The organism is Corynebacterium hesseae, from assembly GCF_037850265.1.
Taxonomy (GTDB): domain Bacteria; phylum Actinomycetota; class Actinomycetes; order Mycobacteriales; family Mycobacteriaceae; genus Corynebacterium; species Corynebacterium hesseae.
Genome location: NZ_CP137211.1, coordinates 2669865 through 2683162 on the forward strand (window position 1 = coordinate 2669865; position 13298 = coordinate 2683162).

General features: G+C 61.5%; 9 protein-coding genes. 3 read left to right on the forward strand and 6 right to left on the reverse strand.

The window, feature by feature from the left end:
- Positions 1-19: 19 nt before the first annotated feature.
- From R3O64_RS12475 to R3O64_RS12495, 5 genes are all read right to left on the reverse strand, one after another.
- Entirely contained in the window at positions 20-571 is a 552-nt protein-coding gene (locus tag R3O64_RS12475) for a potassium-transporting ATPase subunit C (RefSeq protein WP_070561857.1), read from the reverse strand.
- Between the two features lie 29 nt (positions 572-600).
- Positions 601-2670 (reverse strand): potassium-transporting ATPase subunit KdpB, encoded by a 2070-nt coding sequence (gene kdpB / locus R3O64_RS12480; protein WP_070510099.1) that lies wholly within the window; start codon positions 2668-2670, stop codon positions 601-603.
- The gene (kdpA, locus tag R3O64_RS12485) at positions 2667-4379 is read right to left on the reverse strand and encodes a potassium-transporting ATPase subunit KdpA (RefSeq protein ID WP_369816131.1); all 1713 of its coding nucleotides are present in this window, start codon (positions 4377-4379) and stop codon (positions 2667-2669) included. The genes kdpB and kdpA overlap by 4 nt, the downstream gene beginning before the upstream one ends.
- Positions 4379-4474 (reverse strand): K(+)-transporting ATPase subunit F, encoded by a 96-nt coding sequence (kdpF, locus tag R3O64_RS12490; protein WP_039672809.1) that lies wholly within the window; start codon positions 4472-4474, stop codon positions 4379-4381. The genes kdpA and kdpF overlap by 1 nt, the downstream gene beginning before the upstream one ends.
- A gap of 276 nt (positions 4475-4750) precedes the next feature.
- Positions 4751-5161: a PaaI family thioesterase gene (locus R3O64_RS12495; RefSeq protein ID WP_070510093.1), complete on the reverse strand. Its 411-nt coding sequence runs from the start codon at positions 5159-5161 to the stop codon at positions 4751-4753.
- Between the two features lie 102 nt (positions 5162-5263).
- Here R3O64_RS12495 and paaZ point away from each other — a divergent pair, with 102 nt between their 5' ends.
- The 3 genes from paaZ to R3O64_RS12510 all read left to right on the forward strand — a co-directional run bounded on the left by paaZ (position 5264) and on the right by R3O64_RS12510 (position 10412).
- Complete coding sequence (gene paaZ, locus R3O64_RS12500; protein WP_339017038.1) at positions 5264-7324, forward strand: phenylacetic acid degradation bifunctional protein PaaZ; 2061 nt, start codon at positions 5264-5266, stop codon at positions 7322-7324.
- A 76-nt stretch (positions 7325-7400) separates the two neighbouring features.
- On the forward strand, positions 7401-9101 hold the full coding sequence (locus R3O64_RS12505; protein WP_339017039.1) for an FAD-binding dehydrogenase: 1701 nt from the start codon (positions 7401-7403) through the stop codon (positions 9099-9101).
- A gap of 27 nt (positions 9102-9128) precedes the next feature.
- Entirely contained in the window at positions 9129-10412 is a 1284-nt protein-coding gene (locus R3O64_RS12510; protein ID WP_339017040.1) for a hypothetical protein, read from the forward strand.
- 42 nt (positions 10413-10454) lie between these two features.
- On the opposite strand, the gene leuS is transcribed toward R3O64_RS12510, so the two are convergent.
- A complete protein-coding gene (leuS, locus tag R3O64_RS12515; protein ID WP_339017041.1) occupies positions 10455-13298 on the reverse strand; it encodes a leucine--tRNA ligase in 2844 nt (947 codons plus the stop codon).

Consider the following 13298-nt stretch of genomic DNA (forward strand, 5'->3'; position numbering starts at 1 on the left):
TCATCTTATGAGCTGATCTTTATGAACAGGGAGTAGGCGTGGGCAACGACATATTGAGAGTTGTCACATTGACCGTGTCTTCGCCTAGAAACCCGAGGCTGGCATGCTCCGTGTTCTCGGCGATGAGCTTTTCCATCTCTTCCACGCTGATGCCCTGCTCCCGAGCCACACGCGGAGCTTGCAGCTCGGCGTACACGGGGCTGATACCGGAATCCACTCCGGAACCGGAGCCCGTGACGGCGTCGGCAGGCACACGGTCTTCGCTTACGCCTTCCCGCTGGGCAATAGCGGCGCGGCGTTCCTGGATGTTCTTCTCCAGCTCCGTGCTGCTCGTACCGTAGTTACTCATTCCCTCGGCGCGAGGGAAGAAGTAGGGGCCCTCGCTCACCCCGTCTTGGATTTGGGTAGAGCCCACGAGGCACTCTCCTTGGTAGATGAGATTGCCGTCGGCGGACTGCGGTGTGATGCGGGAAATGGCCCACACAGCCGCCGGATAGACCATACCGAGTGCTACGACGCAGAGCAGCACGGCGACAAAACCGGCAATGAGGTTACGCAGATAAACACGCATTGTTCTTCCTTTTTCTTTGCAGGTTCTCTTTAGAGGCCTGGGAGGAGGGAGACGACCTGGTCAATGAGCCAGATGCCAATGAACGGGGTAATCACGCCGCCTAATCCCCAAATACCGAGGTTGCGGCGCAACAGTGAGGACGCGGAGGCTGGCTTATACGACACGCCCTTGAGCGCCAAGGGGATGAGCGCGACGATGATGAGCGCGTTAAAGATCACCGCAGACACGATGGCGGACTCAGGCGAATGCAGGTGCATGATGTTGAGGCGTTCCAAGTGCGGCAACTGCGCGGAGAAGAGCGCCGGCAGGATGGCGAAGTACTTTGCCAAGTCGTTGGCCAAGGAGAAGGTGGTCAACGCACCACGGGTGATCAGCAGCTGCTTACCAATGCGAACGACGTCGATAAGCTTCGTCGGATCAGAGTCCAGGTCCACCATGTTGGCGGCTTCCTTCGCCGCGGAGGTACCAGTGTTCATGGCTACTCCCACATCCGCCTGCGCCAGGGCCGGGGCGTCGTTGGTGCCGTCACCGGTCATGGCCACCATGCGGCCTTGCGCCTGTTCTTCGCGGATGCGGGCGAGCTTATCTTCCGGGGTGGCCTCGGCGATGTAGTCATCGACACCGGCTTCCTTAGCAATGGCCGCGGCGGTCAGCGGGTTGTCGCCGGTGACCATGATGGTTTTGATACCCATCTGGCGCAGCTCGGCGAAACGCTCGGCCATGCCGGGCTTGACTACGTCACTCAGCTGCACCACCGCGATCACCTTGCGGCTGCCATCGGATTCTTCCACGGCAACTGGCAGCGGGGTGCCGCCGTCTTGCGCAATCTGGGTTACTGAATCCTCGATCTCTTGCGGCCACGCGCCGCCTGCCTCAGTTACCCACTTTCGCACGGCGTCGCCCGCGCCCTTGCGCAGCTTTCTGTTAGCCAGGTCGAGACCAGACATCCTGGTAGAAGCGCTGAACGGGATGACTTCAGCCTTCCGAGCTTCCGCGTCGCCCTCGCTAGACAGAGAGTAGTTCTCCGTCAACCAGGAGACGATGGAGCGGCCCTCCGGGGTTTCATCCGCCAGGGAAGAAATGCGTGCAATCTCTGCAGCTTCACGTTCGTTCACACCCGAAGCCACGATCAGGCCCGTGGCCTGGCGGTTGCCGTACGTGATGGTGCCGGTCTTATCCATAAGAAGCGTGGCGACGTCACCGGCTGCTTCCACCGCACGGCCGGAAGTGGCCAGAACGTTGTGGCGAACGAGGCGGTTCATGCCGGCGATACCCACGGCGGATAACAGTGCGGCGATGGTCGTCGGGATGAGGCATACCAGCAGCGCGACGAGGGACAGCGGGGACAACTCAGCGCCGGTGAACAAACCCATGGGAGCCAAAGCCGTCACGGCGATGAGGAAGAGGATAGTCAGCGTGGAAAGAAGGATGCTCAGCGCAATCTCATTCGGAGTCTTGCGGCGCTCGGCTCCTTCCACCAGAGCAATCATCGTGTCCACAAAAGTGGAACCCGGTTCAGAGGTGATCTTGACCTTGATGGAGTCAGAGAGCACCACGGTGCCGCCAGTCACGGCGCAGCGGTCACCGCCGGCCTCGCGGACGACGGGAGCCGATTCACCCGTGATAGCAGACTCGTCGACGGTAGCGGCACCTTCGATGACGTCACCGTCACCCGGGATGGTCTCCCCGGCTTCCACTCGCACGATAGAGCCTCTCGTGAGCTCAGACGCAGGGACCACCTCAATGCCGGAGTCCGTTATTAGGTTGGCAGTGGCATCATCACGCACAGAGCGCAGGCTGTCGGCCTGGGCCTTTCCGCGGCCTTCGGCATAAGCCTCCGCAAAGGCCGCGAAGGCGATAGTGAACCACAGCCATATAGTCACGACCCATCCATAGAAGCTGGGGTTGATGATGGACCACACCGTAGTCAGTGCGGCGCCGACCCACACGACGAACATCACGGGGTTGCGTGCTTGGGCAAGCGGGGACATTTTGCTCGGCAGCGCCTTCAGCGCCGCAGCGGCAAGACCGCTGTTTTTGTCCGCAGTCTTTGTGCGAGGAGCCTTGACCTGCTCAGCGGTCATGGTAGGGGTTGTCATGATAGTGCCTCCGAAATGGGACCCAGGGTGAGGACGGGGAAGAAGGTGAGTGCTGCGACCAGCAGGATGACGCCGATGGTCAACAGGGAGAAGGTGATGCCGGACGTGGGCAAGCTGCCGGTAGTGGTGGCCTGGCGCTTCTGCCCTGCCAGGCTTCCGGCTAGGTATAGGGCGAAGACGATGGGCAAGAAGCGGCCCAACAGCATGGCCAAGCCCAACGTGATCTGCCACCAGGGCTCAGTCACCGTGAGACCTGCAAAAGCCGAGCCATTGTTGTTGGCCGCGGAGGTAAACGCGTAAAGCACTTCAGAGAGGCCGTGCGCATTGTCCGCTGTGCCCGGCGCGCCGAAGTTGGTTGCAGATAGCTCGACAAGCTTGCGCTGCGCCACGGAGGCTCCGACGCCCACGAGGACTAGAACCGGCATGGTGAGGATGTAGAGGCTGACTGCCGAAATTTCCTTGCGTCCAATCTTGTTGCCCATAAACTCCGGTGTGCGGCCTACCAGGAGACCACCGATGAACACTGCTAGGATGGCCACAATCAAGAGGCCATAGAGGCCAGTGCCCACACCGCCTGGAGCGATCTCACCCAGCAGCATGTTGAGGATGAGCAAGCCGCCGCCCAGCGGGGAATAGCTATCGTGCATGGAGTCCACCGCACCCGTCGAGGTACCCGTGGTGGACACGGCGAACAATGCCGAAGCGTCAATGCCAAGGCGCTGTTCGATACCTTCCATGTTGGCGCCTGCCAACTGGGAAGCACCGCCGACGAGGGTGTGCTGTGCCCAGGTCACTAGGACAACCATCACGGTCCACAGACCACCGGCAACGCCGAGCAGCGTCCACGCGTGCTTCTGCGATTTAAGCATCACGCCGTACGTGCGAATCATGCAGAAAGAGATGACGAGCAGGGAGAAGATCTCCACCAGGTTGGTAAAGCCCGTTGGATTCTCAAACGGGTGCGCCGAGTTAGCTCCGAAGATGCCACCACCGTTGGTGCCCAGCAGCTTAATAGCTTCTTGGCTGGCCACAGGAGCACGGGAGATATCCACGCCAGAGTCAGTGACCAGGTTGGATCCAAAGGTTTGCATGGTTCCGCCAAGGATGAGCACGGTGGAGATAATGAGTGACAGGGGAAGCAGGATGCGAACCAGACCACGGGTGAGGTCCACCCAGAAGTTACCTATGAGCTTCTGACCATCCTGCGTTGCCGCCACGTCGCGCTGGTAACCCAGGTGGCCGATGCCACGGATCAACGCAACAGCCACGCACATGCCCACAGCAGCCGAGGCAAAGTTTTGTACGGTCAGGCCCAGCATCTGCGAAGCATTGGTCAGGGTGTCTTCGCCGGAATAGGACTGCCAGTTGGTGTTGGAAGTAAAGGAGGCCGCAGTGTTGAAGGCCATCCACGGCTCCACTGCGTCTTCGCGGGCGTTGCCAAAGCTTGGCAGCACTGCTTGGAGCCGCTGCACTGCGTAAAGAACCAAGACGGAGGCCAGGCTGAAGCCCAGCAGCGCACGAGTGTAGTTCTTGGCGTTATGGCCCCGGTTGGGGTCAACCCGCAAAATTCTGTATATGAGGCGCTCGACAGCCCAGTCTTTTTCAGAGGTATAGGTACGAGCCATCCAGTTACCAAGCGGCACATAAGCCGCCGCTAGAAGGGCAAAGAGGGCGAGGTACTGCGGTGCTACCGCCACAATGCTGGCGATCATGCGAAACGCTCCGGGTCAATAAGAGAAATGATGAGATAGGCCACGAGCGCGACAACAATAATGAGCCCGATAACCGCTGTGATGGTGTTCATGATTTACGCGTCTCCGTCCATAAACTCGTTGATGGCGGAGGGAGCGCTAAATGTAAGGACCACGATCACGATGACCAGAATGTCCAACATGTGGGAGAGACCCCCTTGGGTGAAAGCAATACAAGGTGTGCCCGGTGCCCCAGAGCATCGAGCGCCGGTGCTGGTGAGCACCTGCCGAGCATTGACGTTAGGCCCGCTCCCCCCTAGACCTACGGGTTATTTGCGGCATCTTTACACCCCTTGACCCCGATTTTTACGCTTTATTTACGGACTCCCTTACTTCCCTTCCGCTTTAGGGGAAATCAACGCATTCGTGATACGCGCCGTGCACAGTCTCCTCCCCTCGTCATCTGTAATGACGATCTCGTGGGAGCACAGCGTCTTACCCAGCTTGATAGCGGTGGCCGTCGCCGTGACCTGACCCGAGCGCCCGGAGGCGTGGTGCGTCGCGTTGATGTCCACGCCGACAGCGACCTTGCCCAGCGTCGAGGCGTGAATCACCGCCGCCCAGCTGCCGACGGCCTCAGCGATACAGGCCATCGCGCCGCCGTGAAGCAGCCCGAAGGATTGGGTGTTGCCCTCAACCGGCATGGTGGCCACCACCCGCTCGGCTGACTCTTCCAGGATTTCTACGCCCATCTTCTTGTCCAGCTCACCCAACTGAATCTTCCATACCTCTGCGGCCATGCCGTGCTCCTTACTTAATCCTAGAAATGTGACGCAGACTATACTAGCCTGTATTTACTGACCAACCGTTCGGAAACTAATGGAAAGGCCAAACTTTTCGCTATGACTGAAGCCCTCGTCCCCAGCTATCTCTCCGGCCAGTGGCTCACCCCGGACAACCCTTCGCGCGTTGCGGACGTGCACGACGCCTCCACCGGGGATGTCGTCGCCCTAGTTAGCGCCGAAGGCCTCGACATCGCCGGCGCCATCGATTACGCCCGCAATACCGGACGCGAAGGGCTGCAGAAGCTCACCTTCCACGAGCGCGCCCTCAAGCTCAAGGAGCTGGCGATCTATCTCCAAGATCACCGCGAAGAGCTCTACGAACTGGCCAACAAGGCTGGCGCTAATAAGCGCGATAACTTCGTCGATATCGACGGCGGCATTTCCACCATGTTCACCTTCTCCTCGAAGGGCCGCCGCGAGATGCCCAATTCCACCGTCATGCCGGATGGCGAGGCAGAGGTCTTTTCCAAGGACGGTTCCTTCATTGGCCGCCACATCTACACCTCCATCCCCGGCGTCGCTGTGCAGATCAACGCCTTCAACTTCCCCGTCTGGGGCATGCTGGAGAAATTCGCCCCGGCTTTCATCGCGGGCGTGCCTTCCATTGTTAAGCCCGCTACGCCCACCGGCTATATCACCGCGGCCTGCGTGCACCTCATGATCGATTCCGGAATCCTGCCGGAGGGCAGCCTGCAGCTCATCTCCGGCTCCGCTCGTGACCTGCTGGATCACCTGGATTACCGCGATCACGTAGCCTTTACCGGCTCTGCCGATACAGCGAATACGCTGCGCGCACACCGCAACGTCATCGAGGGTGGCATCCAGTTCAGCGCGGAGGCGGACTCCCTCAACGCCGCCATCCTCGGCGCAGATGTTACCGCGGATTCCCCGGAATTCGATGCCTTCGTCAAGGCGGTCTTCGGCGAGATGACCTCGAAGGCAGGCCAGAAGTGTACCGCCATCCGCCGCGCCATCGTCCCGCATGCGCTTGTCGACGCCACCATCGAAGCCCTCAGCGCACGCCTGCGCGACAAGGTCGTGGTCGGCGATCCGCGCGATCCCTCCGCCACCATGGGCCCGCTGGTCTCTGCGGAGCAGAAGCAGGACGTCGCGGAGGCCGTCGAGAAGCTCAAGGCAGGCGGCGGTGAGGTTGTCTACGGCGGAGAGGAGGCCGAGGGCGCCTTCTTCAACCCCACTATCCTGCGCTTTGCCGATAACCACGCCCAGGCCGTCCACGACACCGAGGCCTTCGGCCCCGTTGTCTCCTTCCTGGGCTATGATTCCCCCGCCGAGGCCGTCGAGCTCGCCGCCCTGGGCTCCGGCTCCTTGGTCGCCTCCGTTATTACGCACGACCCGCAGCTCGCCCGCGAGTATGCCCTCGGCATCGCCGCCCACCACGGCCGCCTGCACTTCCTCGACCGCGATGATGCGAAGACGTCTACCGGCCACGGCTCTCCCCTCCCGCACCTCGTCCACGGTGGCCCGGGCCGCGCCGGCGGCGGCGAAGAACTGGGTGGTGTGCGCGGCATCCTGCACTACATGCAGCGCACCGCCGTTCAGGGAACCCCGGACCACCTCACCGCTATCACGGGCCAGTGGCACCGCGGCGCGGCCGTGCAGCGCGTGACCCGCGCCGACGTGGAGAATGGCAAGGGCACCCACCCCTTCCGCAAGGACCTGGCCACGCTGCAGATCGGTGACCAGTTCGCCTCCGATCTGCGCCACGTCTCCCTCGAGGAAATCCTCGAATTCGCGGAGAAGACCGGCGATACCTTCTACGCCCACACGGACGAGGAAGCCGCAACGAGCAATCCCTTCTTCCCGCGCCGCGTCGCACACGGTTACCTGCTGGTCTCCTGGGCTGCGGGCCTCTTCGTGGAGCCGGCACCGGGCCCGGTCCTGGCTAACTACGGCCTGGAGAACCTGCGCTTCATCACGCCGGTGACCTATGACGATTCCATCCGCGTAGAGCTGACCGCCAAGCGCATCACCCCGCGCGTCACCGATGATTACGGTGAGGTCTGCTGGGACGCCGTGCTCTACAACCAGGAGGATGAGATTGTGGCGACCTACGACGTCCTCACCCTCGTGGAGAAGGTCAACACGACCTACGCCTAGCGCACGCTCTCTGCTTAAAACCGAAGCTGCGAGCCAAGTCACACAATCGAGGCTAGTTTCTTTTATCATTACTGTCATGAAAGAAACTACTTCGGATGAGAATTCCATCATCATCGTCGGCAGCGGCCTCGCCGGCATGGTCGCCGGCTATGAGGCCCTCAAGGGCGGCAAGCACGTCATTTTCCTGGAACAGGAAAACCGCAATAACCTCGGGGGCCAGGCCTTCTGGTCCCTCGGCGGGCTGTTCTATGTCGACTCCCCCGAACAGAAGATGATGCGAGTCAAGGACTCCGAGGAATTGGCCTGGCGCGACTGGGCTAACTCCGCAGACTACGACGCGGTGACAGAGGATGACCGGCACGATTTCTGGGGCGCGAAGTGGGGCCGCGAATACGTGCGCTTCGCCGCCAATGAAAAGCGCTCCTACCTCAAAGACCTAGGCCTCAACGTCCTGCCCACCATCGGCTGGGCCGAGCGCGGTTCGGGCGATGCCTCCGGCCACGGCAACTCCGTGCCGCGCTTCCACCTCACCTGGGGCACGGGCCCAGAGGTCGTGCGCGTGTTCCGCGAACCACTCCTCAAGGCAGAGGAAAAAGGCCAGGTAGAATTCCACTTCCGCCACAGGGTGGACGAGCTCGTCGTCGAAAACGACGACGCCGGCAATCCGCGGGTCGTCGGCGTGCGCGGCAGCGTCCTCTCCCCCACCAGCCAGGCGCGTGGTGAGGCGAGCCCGAGGGACGTCGTCAAGCACTTCGAGCTGCGCGGCTCCGCCGTGGTCATCGCCACCGGCGGCATCGGCGGCAACCTGGAGAAGGTACGCAAGATGTGGCCCACTGAGCGTTGGGGCGAATGCCCAAAGGAACTGGTCACGGGTGTTCCCGCGCATGTCGACGGCCGCGGCATCGACATCGCCCAACAGGCCGGCGCCTCCGTGGTCAACACCAACCGCATGTGGGCCTATACCGAGGGCATGACCAACTGGAACTCCATCTGGCCCGGCCACGGCATCCGCATCATCCCTGGGCCCTCGGCGCTGTGGCTCGACGCCGAAGGCAACCGCCTGCCCACCAACCTCTTCCCCGGCACCGATAATCTGGCCGCGCTCGCCCACATTGGCCAGACCGGGCACGGCTATTCCTGGTTCGTGCTCAACAAGGCCATCGTGGACAAGGAATTCATCTTCTCCGGCTCGGAGCAGAACCCGGATCTGACGGATAAGGAATTCAAGAAGCTCGCCGGCAAGCTAGGCCCCGGCACGCACGTGGCCGTCAAGGCCTTCATGGACAACGGTATCGACTGGGTCGTGGAAGACAACCTGGAGGATCTCGTCGCCGGAATGAACGATATTTCTCCGGAGGGCTCCCCCACCATTGATATGACCCAACTTCGAAAAGTCCTGGAAGACCGCGATTCTCAGCTGAACAATCCCTTCAGCAAGGACGCCCAAGTCAACTACCTGCGCGTGGCCCGCGGCTTCCTCGGCGACAAACTCATCCGCGTGGCTCCCCCGCACCGCATCCTTGATGAATCCAAGGGCCCGCTCATCGCGGTGCGCCTGAAGTTCCTGACCCGCAAGACGCTCGGTGGCCTGGAGACCAACCTCGATGGCCAGTGCCTCAATCCCGACGGCACGGTACTCCCCGGCCTCTATGCCTGCGGTGAGGCCTCCGGTTTCGGTGGCGGCGGCATGCACGGCAAGAATGCGCTGGAGGGCACCTTCCTCGGCGGATGCATCCACTCGGGCAAGCGCGTGGGCGAAGCGTTGGCGCGCGGCTAGCACGGTTTTCTAATACTGTCGGTCACTATGAACCTCGCTAGGAACGTCCGCATCGACGTGGAGAATCCCTTCTTCACCACGTCCCGCTTCGTCGCCGCCCCCGCGGAACTCACCGTGGGCGAGATGATGATCATCGTTCACGCCGCACTGGGCCTCGAGCCCTCTCATCCGGGAATCCTCGTGGGTGAGGACGACACGCCAATCGACGTCCTCAGCATCATTGACCAGGACTTTTTCGAGACTTTCCGGGAAGTGGCGCACTACCATCCCTCTGACGGCGCCTGGAATATCAGTATCAGCGTGGCCGATAGCTCGCGCGTCGTCATGGGCCTTCCCGCGCTTATCGCTGGTGAGGGCCCCGATCTGATGAGTGAGCTGGGCAGCGCCGAGGCGATGTTCAAGGTGGTCCTCGACGTCCAGGCCACCATGGCCTACATGGCCGTGCCCACGGATAGTATGGAGCGCATCTTCGCGCTCTTCCCCAACTACACACTGGACCAAATCCACCAACGCCTCACCACGTTCTTCCCGCCAGCAGTGGCGCAGCGCCTGGCCACCATGGGCACGGAGGCCGCCAACCTCGAGGGCGGCACCAAGCCCGCGCTTCCTGGGGATCTCCCGCTCGATCCCTTCCGCTCCACACCCTTCGAGGACATCCCCGTGCCCTCCCCGGAGCTGCTGAAACAATGGCGCGCGGACATCCACGAAGCCTACCCGGAGCTGCGCCCCGACTATGAGCTGCCGGCGCTTGACGACGCCACCGCCCTCCACGTAGGCCAGCGTATACGCGAATACCTCGAGGTCATCGAGGAATATCCACGCCTGACCGGGGCCGGCTACCTCAAGCAGGCGGCCGTCGCGCGCCTCAAGGAGGGACTAAATAGCCCCAATGATTTTGATGAGGTCAAGCGCGAGGACTACCACCAGCCGTTGCTGAACTTGCGGGGTTTCTTGACGGACTTGGATTGGATCAAGACCACGACGACGCACATCAAGCTCACCAAGTATGGCCGCAAGGCCATGAGCGATCCGCTCTGGGCAACGCAGGTCGTCCTGAACAACATCCCCTATGCCTACGCCGAACCGGAGGGCATCCCTCAGCTCTCCTTCGAACTAGTCCATTTATTCCGCGGCGAGTGGGAGTTCAACCCGGAATACGACTACACGCACGCCATCACCCGCGACCTGCTGTTCACGCTGGGCGTCCTTGAGGATGACTCCACGTTTCCCATGATTACCGATGGGTGCGAGGGCTTCCTCGGCGCGATCATCACCAAGGTGCGCGAGGAGCTGAACCAAGAGCTGGATTAGCTCTGGCCCAGCCCCAGCCCCGAGATCGGGGCCGCGTTGGTTTTACTTCACCACCAGGTTGACCATGCGGCCCGGGACGTAGATCTCCTTGACCACGTTCTTGCCAGCGGTCAGCTCGGCGATGCGCTCATCGCTCTTTGCCACGCCGACGACGGTGGCTTGGTCGGCATCGGCGGGCACCATGACGCGGGCCTTGACCTTGCCGTTGATCTGCACCGGAACCTCAATCTCATCGTCGACGAGGTACTTCTCATCGAACTCCGGGAAAGACTCGTAAGTAATGGTCTCCTCGTGACCGAAGCGCTTCCACAGCTCCTCCGCAATGTGCGGGGCAACAGGGGATACCAGCTGGGCCAAGGGCTCCACAGCGGCGCGCGGAGCGCCCTTCGGGTAGGCCTTGGTCAGGTAGTTCACGTACTCGATGAGCTTGGCCACCACGGTGTTCAGGCGAAGGTTCTCGTAGTCATCACGCACACCGGCGATGGTGCGGTTGAGGTGCTTCAGGTCATCCTCGGAGAGCTCTGCGTCCGTCGTGCACAGCTCGCCAGAGTTCTCGTCGACGGCTAGGCGCCACAGGCGCTGCAAAAAGCGCTGCGCACCGACGACGTCCTTGGTTGCCCACGGGCGGGAGGTATCCAGCGGGCCCATCGACATCTCGTAGACACGCAGGGTATCGGCACCATAGTCGCGGCAAATCTCATCCGGGGCCACGGAGTTCTTCAGGGACTTGCCCATCTTGCCGTACTCCTGGTTGACCTTTTCATCCCCGTAGTAGAACGCGCCATCGCGTTCTACTACCTCAGCGGCAGGCACGTAAACACCGCGGGAATCGGTGTAGGCATAAGCCTGGATGTAGCCCTGGTTGTACAGGCGACGGTAAGGCTCCTTCGAGGTCACGTAGCCCAGATCGAAGAGAACCTTATGCCAGAAGCGGGCGTAGAGCAGGTGCAGCACGGCGTGCTCCACACCGCCGACGTAGAGGTCAACGCCACCCGGATCGTTCGGGCCGTGCTCCTCTGGACGAGGGCCCGTCCAATAACGCTCGTTCTCGAGGTCGCAGAAGATCTCATCATTCGTCGGATCGATGTAGCGCAGCTGGTACCAGGAAGAACCTGCCCACTGCGGCATGACGTTGGTGTCGCGGTAGTAGGTCTTCGGGCCATCGCCTAGGTCGAGCTCCACCTCAACCCACTCGCGGGCCTTGGCCAGCGGCGGCTGCGGGGAGGAATCGGCATCATCTGGGTCGAATGACACCGGCTTGTAGTCTTCCACCTCAGGCAGCTCGATGGGCAGCATCGACTCCGGCAGCGGGTAGGCCTGGCCGGCCTCGTCGTAGACGATGGGGAAGGGCTCGCCCCAGTAGCGCTGGCGGGCAAACAGCCAGTCACGCAGCTTGTACTGGATCTTCTCGCGGCCTACTCCTTGTTCCTCCAGCCACGGGATAATGGCGGCGATGGCCTCATCCTTGGACATACCGTTGATGTCCAGGGAATCGTTGGCGGAGTTTACGGCCTTGCCGGACTCCGTGTAGGCCTCCTTAGTGATGTCGCCGCCAGCGACTACCTCAGTAATCGGCAGGCCAAAGACGGTAGCAAACTCGTAGTCACGGGTATCGTGCGCCGGGACCGCCATGATGGCACCAGTGCCGTAGCCAGTCAGGACGTAGTCCGCGATGAAGATCGGCACCTGCTTGCCGTTGACCGGGTTGGTGGCATAAGTACCCAGGAAGACGCCGGTCTTTTCCTTGTTCTCCTGGCGTTCCAGATCAGACTTGGCGGCGATGGACGCGCGGTAGGCCTCCACGGCCTCCTTCGGATCATCATGACCGAAGGTCCAGCGTTCATCGACATCATCGTCATAAGGGATGGGGGAGAGGAGGGCGTCGACAAGCTCGTGCTCCGGGGCCAGCACCACGTACTCCGCACCGAAGAGAGTATCCGGGCGGGTGGTGAAGACGTCGATGTTGTAACCCTCGGCATGGAAGCTGACCTCTGCACCACGGGAGCGGCCAATCCAGTTACGCTGCATGGACTTGACCTTCTCCGGCCAATCCAGAAGCTCCAGGTCATCGAGCAGGCGGTCCGAGTAAGCGGTAATGCGCATCATCCACTGGCGCAGGTTCTTGCGGAAGACCGGGAAGTTACCGCGCTCGGACTTGCCCTCCGCGGTGACCTCCTCGTTGGCCAGCACCGTGCCCAGGCCCGGGCACCAGTTCACGGTGGAGTTAGACAGATAGACCAGACGGAATTCATCGAGTGCCTGGCGCTGCTCTTCCTTGGTCAGATCCGCGTAGTAGCGACCATCCTTGGTGGTGCGCTTGCCCACCTCAAGTTCCTTGATGAGCTCAGAAATCGGGCGTGCCTTCTGCTGCTCCTCATCAAACCAGGAGTTATAAATCTGCAGGAAAATCCACTGCGTCCACTTATAAAACTCCGGGTCAGTCGAAGCCACCGAGCGGCGCGGATCGTGGCCCAGCCCCAGCATGCCCAGCTGGCGGCGCATATTGTTGATATTCGCCTCCGTGGTGGTGCGCGGGTGCGTACCAGTCTGGATGGCGTACTGCTCAGCCGGCAGGCCAAAGGCGTCATAACCCAGCGTGTGCAGGACGTTCTTGCCCAACATGCGGTTATAACGGGCAAAGGTATCAGTAGCGATATAGCCCAGCGGGTGACCCACGTGCAGACCCGCGCCAGACGGGTAGGGGAACATGTCCTGGACGTTCAGTTTCTCCGCGGGAAGTTCCTTACCGTCCTCCGCGAGCGGCCCAACTGGGTTCGGCGCGTTGAACGTACCGTTATCCTTCCAGTACTGCTGCCAGGCGCTTTCGATCTGCGCGGCGAGCTCCGGGGTATAGCGGTGCGCGGTGGAATCACTCGGGTTAGTCAT